Consider the following 22,125-nt stretch of genomic DNA (forward strand, 5'->3'; position numbering starts at 1 on the left):
GTATAGGCATTTGAATTTGGAAGCCGCCCAATCATGAGGAAGTAGCGATTTTTGAAAAAAATCTGCGGATTCCGAATGATTGCAGAATTACGAGAATTGCGAAGCAATGGAGTAATTCGTAGAACATAAATTTACTGATTATTTACAGAAAGAGGTTTAACAATGGAAAAAGAGAAAATTTTATTTACTTCTGAATCAGTAACAGAAGGCCATCCGGACAAAATGTGCGATGCTATTTCAGATGCTATTCTTGATGCAATTATGAAAGAAGATCCGATGGGACGTGTTGCATGCGAGACATCAACTACAACCGGTCTTGTACTTGTAATGGGTGAGATTACTACAAGTGCTTACGTTGATATCCAGAAAATCGTAAGAGATACTGTAAGAGAAATCGGTTATACCCGTGGCAAATATGGCTTTGATGCAGACACATGTGCAGTTATCACTGCAATTGATGAGCAGTCTGCAGATATCGCAATGGGTGTAGACAAAGCTCTGGAAGCTAAAATGGGTGAAGATGAGATTGATGCAATCGGTGCCGGAGATCAGGGTATGATGTTCGGATATGCTTCTAATGAGACAGAGGAGTATATGCCATATGCAATCAACATGGCACATAAACTTGCACGTCAGCTGACAAAAGTTCGTAAAGACGGAACTCTGCCATACTTAAGACCAGACGGAAAGACTCAGGTGACTGTAGAATACAGCGAAGAGGGCAAACCGATCCGTATAGATGCAGTTGTATGCTCTACACAGCATGATCCGGAAGTTACACAGGAACAGATTCATGAAGATATTAAGAAATATGTTTTTGATGCAATCATTCCGGCAGACATGGTAGATGATGATACAAAATACTTTATCAATCCGACAGGACGTTTTGTAATCGGTGGACCTCACGGTGACAGTGGACTGACAGGACGTAAGATCATCGTTGATACTTATGGTGGAGCAGGACGTCACGGTGGCGGTGCTTTCTCTGGTAAGGACTGCACAAAGGTTGACCGTTCCGCCGCATATGCAGCTCGTTATGTTGCAAAAAATATTGTAGCAGCAGGACTGGCTGATAAATGCGAAATTCAGCTTTCTTACGCAATCGGAGTTGCAAGACCGACTTCCATCAATGTAAATACATTTGGAACAGGTAAAGTTTCTGATGGAAAACTTGTTGAGATTATCCGTGAAAACTTTGATCTTCGTCCGGCTGGAATCATTCGTATGCTTGACCTGAGAAGACCGATTTACAAACAGACTGCAGCTTATGGTCACTTCGGACGTACAGATGTAGATCTTCCATGGGAAAAACTGGACAAAGTAGAAGACCTCAAAAAATATCTCTAAGAAACAGAACAGGGATAAAGAATAAACTCTTTTTACTGATTTAATAGAAAATTTAGAGATAAGAATATAGTGATATGATATAATGAACGCATATATCGAACAAATGGTTCGTAATATGCGTTCATTTTTTATTGCATATCGAGGAGACACCGGTGGCGCGTCCGCTGATTTTATCAAGAGGTGAATAGATACCATGAAATTAAAAAACAGAATCATTGTAGGCTTTATGATGATCATATTGATGCCGATGCTTTTGCTGGCGGCTACGCTGTTTGGAATCAGTGAGGCACAGCACCGCAATTCATCGGGCAGTGATACGGTGCAGGAAAGTGCATATGATATTACGATTGCGGATACCGGAAGCAGTCAGACCAGTATACAGATCATGACGAAGGATCTTTTTTTTACCGCGCTTGTGATATTGATTTTTACAAGTGTTTCCATCGGTCTCTGGATATACAGAAGTGTGGCAGCTCCGCTGGTTAAATTACGAAAAGCAACGCAAAATATAAAAGAAGGCAATCTGGACTTTGTGCTGGAAGTAGACGGGACAGATGAGTTTGCAGAATTGTGCCGGGACTTTGAAGAGATGAGGCGACGGCTGAAAGAATCAGCAGAAGAAAAAGTACTTCTCGATAAAGAAAATAAAGAACTCATCAGTAATATTTCCCATGACCTGAAGACCCCGATCACGGCCGTAAAGGGGTATGTAGAGGGAATCATGGACGGGGTTGCGGATACGCCGGAGAAGATGGACCGCTACGTTCGCACTATTTACAACAAAACAAACGAGATGGATCATCTGATCAATGAGCTTACTTTTTACTCAAAGATCGATACCAACCGCATCCCATATACATTCAGCAAATTAAATGTGGATGATTATTTTTCAGACTGTGCGGAGGAAGTGGGGCTGGAACTGGAGACGAGAGGCATTCAGCTTTATTATGCAAATTACGTCGAAAAGGATGTTCTTGTCATTGCAGACGGAGAGCAGATACGGCGTGTGATCCATAACATCATCAGCAATGCAATCAAGTATATGGATAAACCAAAAGGTGTGATACAGATCCGTGTGAAAGATGTAGGAGATTTTATACAGGTTGAAATAGAAGATAATGGTAAAGGCATTGCATCCAAGGACCTGACCTATATTTTTGACCGCTTTTACAGAACCGATGTTTCGCGAAATTCTTCCAAAGGAGGAAGCGGAATCGGTCTTTCCATCGTTCGTAAGATCCTTGAAGACCATGGCGGCAAGGTATGGGCAACCAGCCGTGAGGGAATCGGAACGATCATGTACTTTGTTTTAAGAAAATACCAGGAGGTACCTATGAAATGAGCAAAATTCTGATCATTGAAGATGAAGAAGCAATTGCAGATCTGGAGAAGGATTATCTGGAACTGTCAGGATTTGAAGTAGAAATAGCAAACAGAGGAGATGTGGGCCTTGAAAAAGCACTAAAAGAAGAATATGATTTGATTATTCTTGATCTGATGCTTCCGGAGGTAGATGGATTTGATATCTGCCGTCAGGTACGCCAGGAAAAAAATATTCCGATCATCATGGTCTCAGCAAAGAAAGACGACATTGATAAAATCCGTGGTCTGGGGCTTGGTGCAGATGACTACATGACGAAACCGTTCAGTCCGAGTGAACTGGTTGCACGTGTAAAGGCACATATGGAGAGATATAACAGACTGGTTGGCTCCGTGGCAGTAAAGAACGACATTATTGAAATCCGCGGAATCAAGATTGACAAGACGGCGAGACGAATCTGGGTAAACGGAGAAGAAAAGACTTTTACAACGAAGGAATTTGATCTTCTGACATTTCTTGCTGAGAATCCAAACCGTGTATTTACAAAAGCGGAGTTGTTCCGTCAGATCTGGGACATGGAATCCGTAGGGGATATTGCAACTGTCACGGTTCATATCAAGAAGATCCGTGAAAAAATCGAATTCAATACGGCGAAGCCGCAATATATAGAAACTATATGGGGTGTCGGTTATCGCTTCAAGGTATAAATCATATGGAAAAATTATATAAAAAACTCGAAAGCTACGGTCAGTCGGATTATTATCCGTTTCATATGCCGGGACATAAGCGCAATCCGGATTCAGTAAGAGGTGATTTCCCTTTCGAGAGAGACATTACCGAAATAGAAGGTTTTGATAATCTTCATCATCCGGAAGACATTCTTCTTGAGGCGCAGAAAAATGTCTCAAAGCTTTATGGAACAAAAGAAAGTTATTACAGTGTGAACGGAAGTACGGCAGCTTTGCTTGCGGCTGTTTCTGCAGCAGTTCCACGAAAGGGACAGATACTCGTGGCGAGAAACTGTCATAAAGCAGTCTATCATGCCATGTATCTGAGAGAGTTAAAACCAACTTACATTTATCCACAAATGGATATGAAGTGGTGGATAAACGGTGGGATTTTTCCGGACAAAGTGGAAAGATGCCTTGCAGAGAATCCAGAGATCAAAGCAGTATTGATTACTTCACCGACTTATGACGGAGTGGTTTCTGATGTTAAGGCAATTGCTGAGATTGCGCACAAATATGAAATCCCGCTGATCGTTGACGAGGCACATGGAGCACATTTTCAGTTCTCGAATTATTTTCCGACTTCAGCAGTGGAACTTGGAGCAGACCTTGTAATCCAGAGCTTTCACAAAACGCTTCCGGCTATGACGCAGACTGCAATTCTTCATAACTGCAGTGGCAGAGTGGATGGAAGACTTATTCGGAGATTTATGGGAATCTATCAGACGAGCAGCCCGTCTTATATTCTTATGGCAAGTATCGATGCATGTATGGATACGATGGCAGCAAAAGGTCATGAAATGTTCCGTGAATTTACAAAAATGCTGGAACAGGCACGAAAGAGGCTTTCGCAGTGCAGATATATCTGTCTGGCAGATCCGGAAAAGGATGTAAATGGTGTTTTTGATTATGACCGTTCGAAACTGATTTTTTCTACGGTGAATTCTACACTGACAGGAGCGCAGTTGTATGATATCCTTCTGGAGAGATACCATATACAGATGGAGATGGAAACTGAAACGTATGCTCTCGCACTTGCAGCAGTCGGAGACAGAGAAGAAGGATTTGAACGTCTTTGTCAGGCAATCAAGGAGATAGACCGGGAAGAAGAGCAAAAAGTGAAAAAGCTTGATCTGACAGGAATGGAAGAACGTAAAATGGATGCAAAGTCCATGTACTGTGTCCTGAATCAGGTACTTTCTGTTTCTGAGGCAATGGAAACGGAGAGCGAAAGCTGTATTCTGGAAGAATGTATCGGCAGGATATCGGCAGAGTTTGCTTATCTGTATCCGCCGGGAATACCACTTCTTACTCCGGGAGAGCAGATTACGGGAAAGTTTATCCGTAATATAAAAATATATACGGAAGAAGGCCTGTATCTGCAGGGGCTTGAAGACTATACGAACCAGTCCATCCGTGTGGTAAAACAGACAACAAAGGAGCAATACGAAGAAACTAATGGGTAAGATTTTTTATATCATGGGAAAAAGTGCGTCCGGAAAAGACAAAATCTATTCCAGACTTGCAGGAAATAAAGGACTGAATCTCAAGAAGCTGATTCTCTACACGACCAGACCGGTAAGAGACGGAGAAGAAAACGGCAAACAATATTATTTTACAGACGAAAAGAAACTTCAGAAATTTAAGGCAGAAGGAAAAGTCATCGAAGCAAGAGCTTATAATACAGTATACGGTGTGTGGACTTATTTCACGGCAGATGATGGACAGATAGATCTTAAGAAGGGACATTATCTGGGAATCGGCACACTGGAATCCTATCAGAAAATGCGAAATTATTACGGGGAGTCAAATGTAATTCCTGTTTATATCGAAGTGGAAGACGGTGAAAGACTGATCAGGGCTATCAAGAGGGAAAAAGAGCAGGAAACACCGAAATATGAGGAACTGTGCCGCAGATTTCTTGCAGATCAGGAAGATTTTTCCGAAGAAAAGATTCAGGAGGCCGGGATAAGCCGAAGATTCGAAAATGATGATCTTGATGTATGTGTCAGAAATATTACTGATTTTATAAATTCCATGTCATAAACAAAAATAGTTTTGATTGACTATTAAAGTATGATATAATGACAGTATAACGAACAAAGATTCGTATACAGAAACTACAGACAAGAGAGGTGATTCTGAATGGTCAGTTTCAATAACATTATAGGGCATAAGGATATTGTAAAACATTTACAAAATGCAATTAAAACAGAAAAGATATCCCATTCATACATTTTTACGGGCAGACCGGGATCCGGCAAGAAGCTTATTGCAACGACGTACGCAATGACGCTGCAGTGTGAAGCAGGCGGAACCGAGCCATGTCAGAAGTGTGATTCCTGTAAGAAGGCACTGGGCAAGAATCATCCGGATATTATAATGGTCAACCATGAGAAATCGGGCACCATTTCCATTGATGAGATCCGCGAGCAGGTGATTCACGATGTTGCAGTGAAGCCGTATTGCAGTCCGCATAAGATTTATATTATACCGGATGCGGAAATGATGACGGTACAGGCTCAGAATGCTCTGTTAAAAACAATCGAAGAACCGCCGGAATATGCAGTGATCATACTGCTGACCAGCAATATAGATGCACTTCTGCCTACGATTCAGTCAAGATGTATACGTCTTGACCTGAAAGTAGTCGATGACAGCCTTGTTAAGAAATACCTGATGGAGAGACTGCATGTGCCGGATTATCAGGCAGAGATCGATGCATCTTTTGCACAGGGAAGTATCGGCAGAGCCAAAGATGCGGCTACGTCAGAGGAGTTTTCTGCCATGACAGAAAATGCCTTAAAGATACTGAAATATGTTAATACAATGGAAGTATATGAGCTTGCGGACGAGATTAATTCTCTTTCGGGCGAAAAGCAGAATATAGGAGATTATCTGGATATTTTCCAGTTTTGGTTCAGAGATGTTCTGATGTTTAAGGCTACTCAGGAAGTTGACAACCTTGTATTTAAACAGGAAATTAATTATATAAAGGAACAGGCGAGCCAGCGCTCCTATGAAAATCTGGAAAAGATTCTGGAGGCACTCGAAAAGACAAAAGTCCGTCTTCGTGCAAATGTTAACTTCGAGCTTGCACTTGAATTACTGTTCCTGACGATCAGGGAGAGATAGAATGACAAAAATTGTTGGTATCAGATTTAGAAACGTGGGCAAGATTTATTATTTTGACCCGAAAAACTATAAAATGCAGATCGGCGATCATGTAATCGTTGAGACCGCGCGTGGAATCGAATTCGGACGAGTTGTTCTCGGACCGAAGGAAGTAGGAGAGAATGAAGTAGTACATCCGCTGAAAGAAGTACTCAGAGTTGCGACAGAAGCAGACGAAGAAAGAGAAAAACAGAATCGTCTGAAAGAGAAAGACGCATTCAAAATCTGCCAGAAGAAGATTCGTGAACATGGTCTGGAAATGAAACTGATTGATGCGGAGTATACTTTTGATAATAATAAAGTACTGTTTTATTTTACCGCCGACGGAAGAATCGATTTCCGCCAGCTGGTAAAGGATCTTGCATCTATTTTCAAGACTCGAATCGAACTTCGTCAGATCGGTGTACGTGATGAAACAAAAATTCTCGGTGGAATCGGTATTTGCGGAAGATGTCTCTGCTGTCATACGTACCTGTCAGAGTTTGCACCGGTATCGATCAAAATGGCGAAAGAGCAGAATCTTTCCCTGAATCAGACAAAGATTTCCGGTGTCTGTGGCAGACTGATGTGCTGTCTTAAGAACGAGCAGGAAACATACGAGGAACTCAATAAAAATCTTCCGGGAACAGGCGACATAGTCACACTTCCGGACGGACTGCAGGGAACCGTACACAGTGTTAACGTTCTCCGTCAGCGGGTAAAAGTTATCGTTGAGGTGAACGACGAAAAGGAAATTCAGGAATTTGCGGTAAATGAACTGAAATTCCGCCCACGGAAGAAAAAAGCAAAGGCTTTCGAAAAAGAAGGCAAAGAAACAAAAGAATCAGAACAAAAAGAAGGAGATTCCAAATCTCATGGCAAAAAATACCCAGAGTGATCTTGTACAGCCGAATGAACGGGTAGACGATCTTCAGAATGGTTTTTATGTGATTCAGAATCCTGAGAAATTCTGTTTTGGCATGGATGCGGTTCTTTTATCTGGTTTTGCAAACATAAGAAAAAATGAGACTGTACTTGATATGGGTACCGGTACAGGGATTATTCCGATTCTCCTGAAATCAAAGGGTAAAGGAGGTCATCTGACCGGACTTGAGATTCAGGAGGAATGTGCGGATATGGCCAGACGCAGTGTGAGATACAATAGTCTGGAATCCGATATTGATATTATATGCGGAGATATTAAAGAGGCTGCTGCGACTTTTGGAGCAGCTTCTTTTGATGTAGTGACCAGTAACCCGCCGTATATGATCGGACAGCATGGAATTCAGAATCCCTATATGGCGAAAGCAATCGCACGCCATGAAATCCTGTGTACGCTGGAAGATGTGGTGAGTCAGGCTGCGAATGTATTAAAAGACAGAGGAAGGTTTTTTATGGTACATCGTCCATTCCGTCTTGCCGAGATTTTTCAGGTGCTGATGAAATACAAATTGGAACCAAAAAGAATGCAGCTCGTTTATCCATATGTTAATAAAGAACCGAACATGGTTCTTATCGAGGCGCGAAAAGGCTGTAATTCCAGAATTTCCGTAGAACCACCGCTGATCGTTTATGAGAAACCAGGTACATATACACAAGAAATTCTTGAAATATATGAAATGATATAAAATTTACAGAAAGACATAAAAGAAAGGAGTTGCTTCGGATGAGAGGCAAACTTTATCTCTGTGCAACACCCATCGGAAATCTTGAGGACATTACGCTTCGGGTGCTCCGTACATTAAAGGAAGCAGACCTGATCGCAGCAGAAGATACCAGAAACAGTATCAAGCTTCTGAACCACTTCGAAATAAAAACACCTATGACCAGCTATCATGAGTACAACAAAATAGAAAAGGCATACACACTGATAGAAAAAATGCAGAATGGGATGAATGTTGCACTGATCACGGATGCGGGCACTCCGGGAATTTCTGATCCGGGAGAAGAACTGGCTGCGATGTGTTATGATGCAGGAATCGAAGTGACATCACTGCCGGGACCGGCAGCCTGTATTACGGCACTTACTTTATCAGGACTTCCAACCCGACGATTTGCATTCGAGGCATTTCTTCCGATGGAGAAGAAGGAGCGTCGGGAGATTCTGAGCGAACTGGTAAATGAGACAAGGACAATCATCATTTATGAAGCTCCGCACAAACTGGTACGTACACTGAAAGACCTGTACGAAACACTGGGTAACCGTCGGATGACACTTTGCCGGGAGCTGACAAAGAAGCATGAAACTGCTTTTCGTACAACAATAGCAGACCTCATTGCACATTATGAAAATGAGAAGCCACTTGGTGAATGCGTTCTTGTAATTGAGGGCAAAAGCCGTCAGGAGCTCAAAGAAGAGGCAGTTGCTTCATGGGAAGAAATATCAATAGAAGAACATATGGAGATTTATGAAAAACAGGGTATTTCCCGTAAGGATGCGATGAAACAGGTTGCAAAAGACCGTGGTGTATCAAAAAGAGATATCTATAGTTATTTGATGAAATAAGATGGGACTGCCCCAAAATATTATTTTTTTAGAAAAGAAAAAATTTTTTGGCATATACACTGGTTATAACATATAAATAATGTTATGATTATGCAAATGACGTATAACAGTATACTTAAAAAAATGTTTTACAACGATTATGACATCCATAAACATTGCTGATTATGGGAGAAATAATTATGGAAAGAAGAATATTAAAAATTCAAATGTTGGGATGCTTTTCTCTGGAATATGATGGCAAAGAACTGGTTCTGGATCGCAACAAAGTATCCAAGACCACGCAGTTGTTTCAGCTGATACTTCTTCACTCACAGGACGGGGGCATATCCAAAGTGGCTCTGATCGAGGCATTGTACGGGAGAAGCGACGTCGAAAACAAAAACGGCAGTCTTAACAACACGATATTTCGGCTTCGAAAGCAGCTCGCCGCGGCGGGGCTTCGAAAGCAGCTATATCCGTATAAATGGCGGAATGTGTACCTGGGATCCTGACATCAAGGTCGCAGTAGACGTATGCGAATTTAAGCAGACGAAAAGCTTGCCGAGGTTGCAGCCGCTTCTTCATTAAATCCGGTCGAGGCTGTTTCGGATGAGCAGGGCAAGGTTGTTTACAGCGATATGGAAGAGGGCATGTACCTGGTGATCGGTGCAGCAGAGAGCTCCGTTAAGGTAACACCGATGCTCTTAACAGTTCCTTTTGCAAGCACAGAGGAAGGATGGATCTACGACGTACAGGCTTATCCAAAGGCAGAGAAGAGCAACACAGCAGGTATTACAGTTGAGAAGAGACTTTATCGTATTAACCCGGATACGTTTGAACTGGATGAAATAACTGCTGACGATGCAACTTACAAGGTTGGTCTTTTTCTTGATAAGGATGGAACGATCCCATATGGTGATGACTACATCAGAACAATCCATATCCAGAATGCACAGTCAGGCAAAGCTTCCTACAGTAATGCCCTCAGAGGCACCTATTATGTATTCGAGCTTGATGAGAACAACAAGGCGATCAAGCTGAATACTGGAGTGGAGATTGATAAAGAAAACCGCTTCCAGTACAATGTTACGAATGCAGCAGGCAAGAAAGACAACAGTGTTGTAGTGGATGACAATACGGTTGCTACAGATATTGCAGCTTATGTAAATAACATTTTTATAACTCTTCCGGAAGGCTTCTTTGTAAATGGAAAGATCGAGATTACAAAGAACGTTGTAGTGGACGGTGTGAAGAAGAATGTAGACGACAAGTTCTATGCAACTGTATTTGATGATTCTGGTAAGGTGGTAAGCACCGTTGAACTGAAGCAGAATGATAAAGTAACTGTTACGGTTCCATTCTCAGAAGATATAAAAGATACTGTTACTTATGTAGTTAAGGAAACCGATAAGAATGGTAATGTGCTCGATAAAGATGCTTTCGCATATGTAGTAAGTGGTGAAGACAGTGTTAAGCTGAATGAGTCTGATCAGTATCATGGAAGCATCGAGATTACCAATACCAAGAAGGATGCTACTGTAACACCTAGCGGAAGCAATGGTGGTTCTGGTACATCTAACGGTGGAAGTGATGCATCCAGCCATGGCGGAAGTGCAACAAGTCCAGTTAAGACTGGTGACCCGATGAATCCGGCATTCTGGGGTCTGGTTCTTCTGGTATCTGTGATCGTGATCGCAGGTGGAGTAATTGTTTACAAAAAGAGAAAACAGAAATAAAGTGTAAGATGTTTGATGAGAGTCTGGTGTAAACCGGGCTCTCGTTATTTTTATTATGGAAAAAGCAGTTGTTTTGTGTTATAACCTGACTTTTGCAGTTAAATTCAAATAAAATAAATCCCTTTAAAACAGGGATTCCCGGTTGGAAAAAGAGCCATTTTGTGCTATAATAAATTAGTATTATTATGCCTATTTTTAAAATGACAGAGACATCTGTCTGCAGATAAATATAGAATGACAGGAGGAAGCACATGGGCGGAGAGAATACAGAATACGGCGCGGACCAGATACAGATTCTGGAAGGTCTGGAAGCCGTTCGTAAAAGACCGGGTATGTACATTGGAAGTACATCCAGCAGGGGCCTGCATCATCTTGTATATGAGATCGTGGATAATGCGGTAGACGAAGCGTTGGCAGGATTTTGTACAGAAATTCAGGTAACGATCAATCCCGATAATTCCATTACAGTAGTAGATAACGGACGAGGTATTCCGGTTGGTATTAACCACAAAGCAGGAATACCGGCAGTAGAAGTTGTATTTACGATTCTTCATGCCGGCGGTAAATTCGGCGGTGGGGGATACAAGGTATCCGGTGGTCTTCACGGCGTAGGCGCATCAGTTGTTAATGCACTGTCTGAATGGCTGGAAGTCAGCATTTATCACGAGGGAAAAGAATACAAACAGCGTTACGAGAGAGGACATACAATGTATCCTCTGAAGGTTGTAGGTGACTGTGAGGAAGGCAAGACCGGAACGACTGTAACATTCCTTCCGGATAAAGAAATCTTCGAAGAAACCGTTTATGATTACGATATTCTGAAACAGCGTCTCCGTGAGATGGCATTTCTTACCAAGGGGCTGCGCATCGTTCTCCGGGATGAGCGTGAAGACTCCAAGAAAGAAAAAACATTCCACTACGAGGGCGGTATCCGCGAATTTGTAACCTACCTGAACAGAAGCAAGGAATCCCTTTATCCTGAAGTTATTTACTGTGAGGGAGAAAAGGATGGTGTGGCAGTAGAGGTTGCCATGCAGCATAATGATTCTTATACAGAAAACAGCTACGGATTTGTAAACAATATCAATACACCGGAAGGCGGTACACATATTGTCGGATTCCGTAATGCATTAACTAAGACATTTAATGATTACGCAAGAAAAAATAAACTGCTCAAAGACAGTGAACCGAACTTAAGCGGTGACGATATTCGTGAGGGACTTACCGCCATCGTGAGTGTCAAGATCGAGGAGCCTCAGTTTGAAGGACAGACGAAGCAGAAACTCGGCAACAGTGAAGCGCGTGGTGCCGTTGACTTTGTAGTCAGCAGACAACTGGAGATTTTCCTTGAGCAGAATCCGACTGTGGCAAAAGCAACTGTAGAGAAATCTGTTCTTGCACAGAGAGCAAGAGAGGCCGCACGTAAGGCACGAGATCTTACCAGAAGAAAATCAGCTCTCGACGGAATGGCACTGCCGGGCAAACTTGCAGACTGTTCTGATAAAGACCCGAAAAACTGTGAGATTTACATCGTAGAGGGAGATTCTGCGGGCGGTTCTGCAAAGACTGCAAGAAACCGTGCGACACAGGCTATACTTCCACTTCGAGGAAAAATCCTCAACGTAGAAAAAGCCCGTCTTGACAGAATTTACAGCAATGCAGAGATCAAGGCTATGATCACTGCTTTTGGTACAGGTATACATGATGATTTTGATATCAGCAAACTCCGTTATCACAAGATCATTATCATGACTGATGCCGATGTTGACGGTGCACATATTGCAACCTTGCTTCTGACATTCCTGTACAGATTTATGCCGGAACTGATCAAACAGGGTTATGTATATCTGGCACAGCCGCCACTGTACAAAGTAGAAAAAAATAAAAAAGTCTGGTATGCATATGATGATGCGGAACTGAACAGCATCCTTGAACAGATCGGACGTGACAATAATAATAAAATCCAGCGATACAAAGGACTTGGAGAGATGGATGCAGAGCAGCTCTGGGAGACAACCATGGACCCGGAGAAACGTATCCTTCTGCGCGTGACTATGGATGAGTCCGCAACATCTGAAATCGACCTGACATTTACCACACTGATGGGTGACAAAGTTGAGCCGAGACGAGAGTTTATCGAAGAAAATGCCCGCTTTGTAGAGAATCTGGATATCTAGGAGAATAAAGAATGGAAGACAATATTTTTGATAAAATCCATGAGGTGGATCTGCAGAAGACCATGGAAAAATCTTATATAGATTATGCCATGAGTGTTATTGCCTCCCGTGCCCTTCCGGACGTCAGAGATGGTCTGAAACCGGTACAGAGAAGGGTACTGTATTCCATGATAGAGCTGAACAACGGTCCGGATAAGCCGCATCGTAAATGTGCCCGTATCGTTGGTGATACCATGGGTAAATATCACCCGCATGGAGACAGCTCTATCTATGGAGCTCTTGTAAATATGGCACAGGACTGGTCTACGAGATATCCACTGGTAGACGGTCATGGAAACTTTGGTTCTGTGGATGGTGACGGCGCGGCTGCGATGCGATATACAGAGGCACGTCTGAGCAAGATTTCCATGGAAATGCTTGCGGATATCAATAAAGATACCGTAGACTTCCAGCCGAACTTTGATGAGACTGAGCGTGAACCGGTAGTACTTCCGGCCCGTTATCCGAACCTTCTTGTAAACGGAACTTCCGGTATTGCGGTTGGTATGGCTACAAATATTCCACCTCACAATCTGAGAGAGGTTATCGGTGCAGTTGTCAAGATTATTGACAACATTATTGAAGAGGACAGAGACACTACGATCGAAGAGCTCCTTGAGATCGTAAAAGGACCTGACTTCCCGACAGGTGCGACGATTCTCGGTACAAGAGGCATCGAAGAAGCTTATCGTACCGGCCGTGGCAAGATCCGTGTTCGTGCGGTAACAAATATCGAAACTCTGCCAAACGGCAAATCACGTATCATTGTCACAGAACTTCCTTATCTGGTTAATAAAGCCCGCCTGATTGAAAAGATTGCCGAGCTGGTACGTGAAAAGAAAATCGACGGAATTACCGACCTTAACGACCATTCCAGCCGTGAAGGTATGCGTATCTGTATCGATCTCCGCAAAGATGCCAATGCAAATGTAGTTCTGAATCAGCTGTACAAGCATACACAGCTTCAGGATACTTTTGGCGTAATTATGCTTTGCCTGGTAGCCGTAAACGGAAGTCTTCAGCCGAAAGTCCTGACACTTCCGGAGATGCTGAAATACTATCTTGCTCATCAGGAAGATGTCGTTACAAGACGTACCAAATATGATCTGAATAAGGCACAGGAACGTGCGCATATATTAGAGGGTCTGCTGAAAGCACTGGATAATATTGATGAAGTGATTCGTATTATCCGTGGTTCCAGAAGTGTACAGGTTGCCAAACAAGAATTGATGGACAGATTTGAACTGACTGATGTTCAGGCACAGGCAATCGTAGACATGCGTCTTCGTGCTCTTACCGGTTTGGAAAGAGAGAAACTGGAAGCAGAATATGCAGAATTAATGGAAAAAATCCGTAAATTAAAAGCAATTCTGGCAGACAGAAACACACTTCTTCGCGTGATCCGTGAAGAAATCCTTGCAATTTCCGAAAAATACGGTGACGACAGAAGAACAGCAATCGGATTTGACGCATATGACATTTCTATGGAAGACATGATTCCGAGAGAAAATACAGTCATCACAATGACAAAACTCGGTTACATCAAGCGAATGACTGTAGATAACTTCCGCAGCCAGAACCGTGGTGGCAGAGGAATCAAGGGCATGCAGACACTTGATGATGACTATATTGAAGAACTGATGATGACAACTACGCATCATTATGTCATGTTCTTTACAAATACCGGCCGTGTATATCGACTGAAAGCATATGAGATTCCGGAAGCCGGAAGAACAGCCAGAGGTACGGCAATCATCAACCTGCTCCAGCTTATGCCGGGTGAACGAATCACTGCAGTTATCCCGATCAGCAAGTTTGAAGAGGGCCACTATCTGATGATGGCGACCAGAAAAGGTCTTGTAAAGAAAACTCCGATTCAGGATTATGCCAATGTCCGCAAAATCGGTCTGGCAGCAATATCACTTCGCGATGATGATGAACTGATCGAAGTAAAGGCTACAGATGACAAGAAAGATATCATTCTGGTAACGAAATACGGTCAGTGCATCCGCTTCAAAGAAAACGATGTCAGAAGTACCGGCCGTGTGTCTATGGGTGTACGCGGTATTAACCTGCTGGATGGCGATGAAGTTGTGGCAATGCAGCTTAACACACAGGGATATTATCTGCTCGTTGTATCCGAAAACGGTATGGGCAAGAGAACATCCATCAGTGAATTTACCTGTCAGAACCGTGGCGGTAAGGGTGTGAAGTGCTACAAGATCACCGAAAAGACAGGTAATGTTATCGGCGCCAAAGCAGTAAATGAAGAAAACGAAATTATGATGATTACTACAGAGGGTATTATTATCCGTCTGCAGTGTTCGGATATCTCAATCCTCGGAAGAATCACATCAGGAGTAAAACTGATCAATCTTTCTGACGGAGTGACTGTTGCAAGTTTTGCAAAAGTACGTGAAAAAGACGAAGACAAAGCAGAAAAAGAAAGTTCTGAAGATACCGAAAATACAGAAGAAATTTCCGAAGATGCTACCATAAAAGAAAATCAGGACAGCACAGAGAAATAAAGGGGAAAGTAAATCATCATGGACAGGGAAAAAGCTGCAACAAATGTAAGAAAACGCTCCGGTGCTTCCGGGGCACATGCAAAAGCCGCAGCAGCCAAAAAAAGACAGCAGGCAAGACATAAAAATACCGCAAAAGGACGGTCTTCACGAAGAACATCAGGAAGGTCGGATATAGCAGCAGTGATTGCCAGACTTCCAAAGAAAGTTCTGGCAGCTGCGGCTGTACTGATCGTGCTGATCATTGTGATCGTATTTGCGGCAAGAGGATGCGGTGTCAGTCATAAGACACCGGAGAAAGTGGTCAGAACGCTTGTAGAGGCTTATACGTCAGGAAGCGAAAGCAAGGCAAAGAAATGCTACGGAGTTTCCAAAGCTGATGATAATCTGCAGCAGGAAATGGATGCTACCGTAAATTACTACAAAGCTTTCGCTGCAGACAAGACAGAAATTACGCAGTGTGGTCAGATTTACCAGAATGGCAAGATTACATATATGTATGTGATTTATGATCTGGTACTTAAGAATGGCCAGAGTTATCCGTGTATCAGTACTTATATGGTGCAGAAAAAGGATGATGGCAAATATTATGTAATGACACCTTCGGAAATCACTGATGATATAGGTAAACAGGCTGCAACAAAATATGCAGAGTTTATGAATACGCAGGTTTATAAGGATTATACAACCGCTTATGATAAATTCATTAAGAAAAATCCGGGATATGAAGAACAGATTGCGGCAAAACTGAAATAGAATCCTTTGAAGAGGCGGTGCGCGTAAATGAAAAGAATTATAATGATGGTGTTAAGAAACATCCTGTTTGTGCCGTGGGGCTGGTTTATGCTAAATAAATATGCGGCAAATGTGGATCGCTATACAGAAGGCGAGAGATATGCACTCCTGAAAAAAATCGACCATAAGGCAAATGTGGGTGGAAATATTACCGTGAAGTCTTATGGAGTTGAAAACATTCCCAACGAAAATGGTTTTATGTTTTATCCTAATCATCAGGGATTATATGATGTGCTGGCCATTCTGGAAGCCTGCCCGACACCTTTTTCTGTAGTTGCAAAGAAAGAAGTGGGAAACGTACCGTTCTTACGACAGGTATTTGCCTGTATGAAGGCATATATTATGGATCGAGAAGATATCCGGCAGTCCATGCAGATAATCCTCAATGTCACAAAAGAAGTCAAAAACGGACGTAATTACCTGATCTTTGCAGAGGGAACCAGAAGCAAACACGGAAACCATCCGCAGGAATTTAAGGGTGGAAGTTTTAAGGCAGCAATGAAGGCAAAATGTCCGATCGTGCCGGTGGCACTGATTGACACCTATAAAGCATTTGATACGGGATCTGCAGAACCATTGACTGTACAGGTGCATTTCCTGAAGCCAATGCATTATGAAGAGTATAAAGATATGAAATCCACAGAAATCGCAGCCGAAGTCAGAAAAAGAGTAGAAGCAACGATTCAGGAATATGGTGGATGGGACGAATAAAATTAAGATAGCAGGACAGCCGGGAGTAAAGCTCCCGGCTGTTTTCTGTGTAATAGGAAATTACTCCGTAATGTTCCTATTACACAAAAACGCTCCGCATAAGGATGAGCCGCAGTTCAGGCATTTTCCTTATCGAGGGCCTGCTTCATGAGTGTGCAATCTTTACTGAACTTACAGTCTCCGTACTCGCAGCTTGAATCCAGAAGATGAAGGCCGTTCGGAAGTTGTTCAAATTCGCATATGACTGTCTGAGTCATGTCAAAATTTCTACAGTATCCGGTAAAAAACTCTTCTATAATCTCTGCCATAAAAATCCCTTCTTTCGCTTTATCAGCAATCTGTTTTATTTTAAAAATCAGTCTAACACAGAAATTTCGAAAATCCAACAAAAACGCGGCCATAACAGTCTTGCGTGAATAGCTGTTTTTTTAACGTCAACTGTGTTTGACTTTATAATAAGTCTGCCCGTATAGTTAAAGTAGAGATTATAGAAGTAAAAAGTCCGGGCGACTGGCAGCAGATAAAAGAGAAGATTTGGAGGAAACAGGAATGGGCAAAAGTTATTGGATATGGTATCCGGGAGATTTTGAATTATATCATGGGATGAAACAGAATTTCAGCCGTGTGGAGAGAGGCTTTGGCTGGCCGGCTTTCTGGAAAAGTGAAGGTTTCCGCAACAGAGTGGCTTTCCGTCGTACTTATCAGCTGGAAAAAGAAACTTCTTTTACCGTATATTCAAATGCCATCGGCCACGTACTGGTTGGCGATAAGAAATATTCGTTTGGAAAGAAAATTGTCTGTGGTCCGGGAGAAGTTGCGGTTGGAGTTCACACAGGCTGCATTGAAGCTTTTCCATGTATTTATGTGGAGGGAGAAGTAATCTGCTCAGATAAGGGATGGATTGTAGAAGATTATGATAAAGAACCACTGCCGGCCGGCAAAAGCAAATACTTTACAGAACCGAATCAGAATCCGACAGTCTGGGAATACAGCGAAAAAGTATATGAACCAGTCAGTGTAACAGAATATAATGGCGGAACACTGTATGAGTTTGAAACAGAACTGAATGCGGTTCTGGAAGCAGAGTTCAAAAACGGATACCAGCCGGTGCTGATCTGCTGTGGAGAGTCAAGGGAAGAAGCAATTGATCCGGTCCACTGCTATTATAGCTGGCAGCCGGACAAGGAGACAGGCAAGTGTCCGTGCTGTGCAGTAAGATTTGCATATATTCCTGACTGCAAGCCGGGTGAAGTTATCCTCAGGGCAAACCATCAGTATGTGGATATTCCGGTAAAAGCATCTTTTCATTGTGGAGAAGATCGATTAAATCAGATCTGGTCTGTAGCAGAGCATACATTCCGGCTTTGCAGCGGCATTTTCTTTATTGACGGAGTAAAACGTGATAAATGGATCTGGTCGGGTGATGCTTATCAGAGCTTTTTTGTAAACCGTTACCTGATGGCGGATGCGGATATTGACCAGAGAACAATTCTGGCACTCCGCGGTAACGACCCGATGACAAAACATATCAATACAATTGTAGATTATTCACTGCTGTGGTTACTCGGTGTAGATTATCATAATGAAGGATATGGTGACAGGGACTTTCTGGAACTTGTTTATCCGAAGATGGTTTCTCTTATGGGATTCTGCAATGGCAGACGCGATGAGCATGGTTTCCTGATCGGGAAAGAAAAAGACTGGGTATATATTGACTGGGCGGATATGGATAAAGACGGCCCGCTCTGTGCAGAGCAGATGCTTTACGCTGCCTGTTTTCGCGCAATGGAGGAAATCAGCGAACAGATTGGTAAAGATGGAAGCGTTTACAGAGCAGAATATGAAAAACTGACTGCTGTCATCGAAAAATTCTTCTGGGATGAGGAAAAAGGTGCTTATATCGATTCCTTCACGTCCGGCAGACGAAATGTGACAAGACATGCAAACATTTTTGCAATTTTATTCTCAGTTGCTGACGAAAAGAAGCAGGAAAAAATCCTTAAAAATGTATTAGAAAATGATGAAATTCCGGCGATCACAACACCATATTTCAATTTCTTTGAACTGGATGTACTTTGCCGGATGGGAAAACTTACGGAAGTTCTGGACAAAATCCGCTCCTACTGGGGAGGTATGCTGGACCTTGGCGCAGTTACATTCTGGGAAGAATATGATCCGTCTGTACCGAAGGAAGAACAGTATGATATGTATGGTGATCACTTCGGAAAGAGCCTCTGCCATGCATGGGCGGCAAGCCCGATCTATTTCCTGGCAAAATATTTTGCCGGGCTGGATCTTGTAAACAAAGATGGTGTTACTTATATATTAAAACCGCAGATGCAGTATTTTACAGAGCTTGACTGCACACTTCCGGTGGGAAGCAATGGAGTTGTGCGTCTGGTCTGGGATGGAGAAATTTTGGAAATCACACCGAATGCAGATGGCGGAATTCTGGAACTAGGTGAACAGAAACTTTCTCTGGTAAGAGGAGAGACAAGAAGGGTGAAGATTTGAAATGAAAAAAATAGATTTTAATAAAAACTGGACATGTAAATGTCTTACCAGAGATGAAGAACCATACTCTGTGACTCTTCCGCATGACGCCATGCGGAGTGAGCCGCGAACAGAAGAAAGTTTGAGCGAAGGAAATTCCGGCTGGTATCTGTGCGGCGACTATGAATATACAAAACATGTTTTTGTACCGTCAGAGTACAGTGGCAAAAAGGTTCTCATCGAGTTTGAAAGTGTTTATCATAATGCAGAAGTTTATATTAATGGAAAGAAAGCTGCATACAGACCGTACGGATACACGAATTTTTATGTAGATACTGAAGGGCTTTTGAAATATGAAGCACAGAATGAAATCCGTGTGATCGCACGAAATTCCGATCAGCCAAACAGCCGCTGGTATTCAGGAACAGGAATCTACCGTCCGGTATACCTCTGGACAGGAGATAAAAAATATATCCCGGTAAACGGAATTAAAATTCACACAGTCAGTTATATGCCGGCTGTGATCGAGGTGGAGATTAAAACTTCCTGTCCGGGTATGTTAAATGTTGGAATTTTAGATAAAGAACATACTGTGCTTACAGAAAAAATCGAAAATACAGGAAAACCGTCCGTATTTCGTATGGAAATTCCGGATGCAAAGCTCTGGGACTGTGATCATCCGAATCTTTACACCCTGCGTGCGACATTTGGAGAAGATGTTGTCGAGGAAACATTTGGAATCCGACTTCTTGAATGGAGCCCGGAAAATGGTCTTACGATCAACGGCAAAAGAGAAATTCTCCGTGGAGCCTGCGTGCATCATGATAACGGTGTACTTGGGGCATGTACCTATCCGGAGGCTGAGGAGAGAAGAGTTCGCATCCTCAAAGAAAACGGTTATAATGCAATCCGTTCTTCACATTATCCATGTTCTAAGGACTTGTTGGATGCCTGCGACCACCAGGGAATGCTGGTAATGGATGAGTATGTCGATGTCTGGTACATCCACAAGACAAAATATGATTATGTGGATTATCTTCAGGAATGGTGGCAGCAGGATCTTAAAGATATGGTAGAAAAAGACTATAACCACCCGTCTGTGATCATGTACTCTACTGGAAATGAAGTAGCAGAGACCGCACAGAAAAAAGGAATCGAGCTTACCGGAAAAATGACAGATTATCTTCACAAACTTGATCCATACAGACCGGTAACCTGCGGAATCAATATTTTCTTTAACTTCTTAAGTTCCATGGGAATGGGCGTTTACAGCGACGATAAAGCAGAAAAAAGTGCACAGTCGGCAAAACAGGAAGTTGAGAAAAAAGAAAAGAAGAAACCGGTAGGAAGTGAATTTTATAATACTCTTGCATGTCTGGTTGGAGATTATTTCATGAAGATTGGAGCAACACTTCCGCCATGTGACTGGAAAACAAAAGATGCTTTTGTAAACATGGACATTGCAGGATATAACTACGGACTTTTCCGCTACAGGCACGACCTGAAGAAATATCCACAGCGTCTGATCTTAGGTACAGAGACTTTCTGCAAAGACGCATACAGCTTCTGGGAGATTGCAAAAAAGAATAAACGAATCCTTGGGGATTTTGTCTGGTCAGGATGGGAATATATCGGAGAGACCGGAGACGGTGCCGCAGAATATGAGGATTACAAAGGCAAAATGCCACACACCAGAATGACCGGAAATAACGGACGAATCGATCTTCTCGGAAAACCTCGTGCGGAAGCAGCCTATACAAGAGTTGCTTTTGAACGCGAAACAGGTCCGTTTATTGCTGTAAAACCTGTTTATCAGAAAGAAAAGCTGAATCTGACAGGATGGGCACTTACAAAGGCTCTGGAGAGCTGGTCATGGAGAGGGTGTGCCGGAGAAAAAGCGGAGGTTGAAGTTTTTGCAAGGGCAGCAGAAGTGGAACTTCTGGTCAATGGAAAGAAAGCAGCCCGTGGAAAAGTAAAGAAATGCAGGTCAAAATTCCACATTCCATATGAAGATGGTGAGATTATTGCAATTTCCTATGATAAAAACGGCCACGAGATCAACCGTCAGACTCTTGTAACAGCGAATGAACAGACAATTCTTCATATCAAACCGGAGCAGGAAACAGTGCAACCGGGTAAATTGCTGTTTGTTCCAATGCAGTACGGAGACTTTATAGGGAACTGGAAACCGATGGAAAAACATCATCTCAAGGTTTCTGTTGAGAATGGAACACTTGAAGGTCTGGGAAGTGCCTGCTCCTATGTGGAAGGAAACTATGCACAGGATACCGTTGATACTTATTATGGTGAAGCGATGGCCGTGGTACGCGCCGGAGAAACTGATTTGGTAAAAATCACTGTCTGTGATGAAGAAAAGACATATACCCGTGAGATTCCGATTGTAGCATTAAAATAGAAAACTATAGGCAATATAAACAAAAACAAATATCACAATTTGTGCAAGATTTCCTGAAAAATTTTGCTTGTGAAAATTCAATAAAAAAATGCTCCCATTTACGGCTGAAAAAGTGCAGTCTGCGAAAAAAATGGGAGCGTTTTTTTAATTTATGTTAAATTTAGAACATAGAAATTGAGGAAGCACTTGAGCGATGAGG

Annotated in this window: 18 protein-coding genes; 17 read left to right on the top strand and 1 reads right to left on the bottom strand. The window is 42.5% G+C overall.

Annotation, left to right across the window (positions count from 1 at the left end):
• Positions 1 to 162 precede the first annotated feature (162 nt).
• The 15 genes from metK (at position 163) to DWW86_RS15990 (ending at position 17,017) form a co-directional block, all read left to right on the top strand.
• Positions 163 to 1,347 carry a methionine adenosyltransferase gene (gene metK / locus DWW86_RS15920; RefSeq protein ID WP_072522535.1) on the top strand — a complete coding sequence of 395 codons (1,185 nt, stop codon included), beginning with the start codon at positions 163 to 165 and terminating at the stop codon, positions 1,345 to 1,347.
• Positions 1,348 to 1,540: 193 nt separating this feature from the next.
• The gene (locus DWW86_RS15925; RefSeq protein WP_072522536.1) at positions 1,541 to 2,689 is read left to right on the top strand and encodes a sensor histidine kinase; all 1,149 of its coding nucleotides are present in this window, start codon (positions 1,541 to 1,543) and stop codon (positions 2,687 to 2,689) included.
• Positions 2,686 to 3,375, top strand: a complete 690-nt coding sequence (locus tag DWW86_RS15930) for a response regulator transcription factor (protein WP_015541442.1) — start codon at positions 2,686 to 2,688, stop codon at positions 3,373 to 3,375. Before DWW86_RS15925 ends, DWW86_RS15930 begins: the two co-directional genes overlap by 4 nt.
• 5 nt (positions 3,376 to 3,380) lie before the next feature.
• Positions 3,381 to 4,862, top strand: a complete 1,482-nt coding sequence (locus DWW86_RS15935) for an aminotransferase class I/II-fold pyridoxal phosphate-dependent enzyme (protein ID WP_072522537.1) — start codon at positions 3,381 to 3,383, stop codon at positions 4,860 to 4,862.
• Positions 4,855 to 5,442, top strand: a complete 588-nt coding sequence (locus tag DWW86_RS15940; protein ID WP_072522538.1) for a nucleoside/nucleotide kinase family protein — start codon at positions 4,855 to 4,857, stop codon at positions 5,440 to 5,442. The genes DWW86_RS15935 and DWW86_RS15940 overlap by 8 nt, the downstream gene beginning before the upstream one ends.
• 99 nt (positions 5,443 to 5,541) lie before the next feature.
• Positions 5,542 to 6,531, top strand: a complete 990-nt coding sequence (gene holB / locus DWW86_RS15945; RefSeq protein ID WP_072522539.1) for a DNA polymerase III subunit delta' — start codon at positions 5,542 to 5,544, stop codon at positions 6,529 to 6,531.
• A gap of 1 nt (position 6,532) precedes the next feature.
• Entirely contained in the window at positions 6,533 to 7,447 is a 915-nt protein-coding gene (locus tag DWW86_RS15950; protein ID WP_072522540.1) for a PSP1 domain-containing protein, read from the top strand.
• Positions 7,425 to 8,177: a tRNA1(Val) (adenine(37)-N6)-methyltransferase gene (locus DWW86_RS15955; RefSeq protein ID WP_072522541.1), complete on the top strand. Its 753-nt coding sequence runs from the start codon at positions 7,425 to 7,427 to the stop codon at positions 8,175 to 8,177. Before DWW86_RS15950 ends, DWW86_RS15955 begins: the two co-directional genes overlap by 23 nt.
• A 38-nt stretch (positions 8,178 to 8,215) precedes the next feature.
• Positions 8,216 to 9,055, top strand: a complete 840-nt coding sequence (gene rsmI / locus DWW86_RS15960; protein ID WP_072522542.1) for a 16S rRNA (cytidine(1402)-2'-O)-methyltransferase — start codon at positions 8,216 to 8,218, stop codon at positions 9,053 to 9,055.
• 179 nt (positions 9,056 to 9,234) lie between these two features.
• Positions 9,235 to 9,546: a winged helix-turn-helix domain-containing protein gene (locus tag DWW86_RS15965; RefSeq protein WP_072522543.1), complete on the top strand. Its 312-nt coding sequence runs from the start codon at positions 9,235 to 9,237 to the stop codon at positions 9,544 to 9,546.
• A 138-nt stretch (positions 9,547 to 9,684) separates the two neighbouring features.
• Complete coding sequence (locus tag DWW86_RS15970; protein WP_286187746.1) at positions 9,685 to 10,770, top strand: hypothetical protein; 1,086 nt, start codon at positions 9,685 to 9,687, stop codon at positions 10,768 to 10,770.
• Between the two features lie 251 nt (positions 10,771 to 11,021).
• Positions 11,022 to 12,947, top strand: a complete 1,926-nt coding sequence (gene gyrB / locus DWW86_RS15975) for a DNA topoisomerase (ATP-hydrolyzing) subunit B (protein WP_072522545.1) — start codon at positions 11,022 to 11,024, stop codon at positions 12,945 to 12,947.
• An 11-nt stretch (positions 12,948 to 12,958) separates the two neighbouring features.
• A complete protein-coding gene (gene gyrA / locus DWW86_RS15980; protein ID WP_072522546.1) occupies positions 12,959 to 15,514 on the top strand; it encodes a DNA gyrase subunit A in 2,556 nt (851 codons plus the stop codon).
• Positions 15,515 to 15,532: 18 nt separating this feature from the next.
• Positions 15,533 to 16,267 carry a hypothetical protein gene (locus tag DWW86_RS15985; RefSeq protein ID WP_072522547.1) on the top strand — a complete coding sequence of 245 codons (735 nt, stop codon included), beginning with the start codon at positions 15,533 to 15,535 and terminating at the stop codon, positions 16,265 to 16,267.
• 27 nt (positions 16,268 to 16,294) lie between these two features.
• The gene (locus DWW86_RS15990) at positions 16,295 to 17,017 is read left to right on the top strand and encodes a lysophospholipid acyltransferase family protein (protein WP_015541454.1); all 723 of its coding nucleotides are present in this window, start codon (positions 16,295 to 16,297) and stop codon (positions 17,015 to 17,017) included.
• Between the two features lie 116 nt (positions 17,018 to 17,133).
• On the opposite strand, the gene DWW86_RS15995 is transcribed toward DWW86_RS15990, so the two are convergent.
• Entirely contained in the window at positions 17,134 to 17,325 is a 192-nt protein-coding gene (locus DWW86_RS15995) for a ubiquinone biosynthesis protein UbiE (protein ID WP_072522548.1), read from the bottom strand.
• A 241-nt stretch (positions 17,326 to 17,566) separates the two neighbouring features.
• On the opposite strand from DWW86_RS15995, the gene DWW86_RS16000 reads away from it, so the two are divergent.
• A complete protein-coding gene (locus tag DWW86_RS16000) occupies positions 17,567 to 19,531 on the top strand; it encodes an alpha-L-rhamnosidase-related protein (RefSeq protein ID WP_072522549.1) in 1,965 nt (654 codons plus the stop codon).
• Between the two features lies 1 nt (position 19,532).
• Complete coding sequence (locus DWW86_RS16005; protein WP_072522550.1) at positions 19,533 to 21,926, top strand: glycoside hydrolase family 2 TIM barrel-domain containing protein; 2,394 nt, start codon at positions 19,533 to 19,535, stop codon at positions 21,924 to 21,926.
• Positions 21,927 to 22,125: the final 199 nt, after the last annotated feature.

Source organism: Ruminococcus sp. AF17-22AC, from assembly GCF_003460065.1.
Taxonomy (GTDB): Bacteria; Bacillota; Clostridia; order Lachnospirales; family Lachnospiraceae; genus Blautia_A.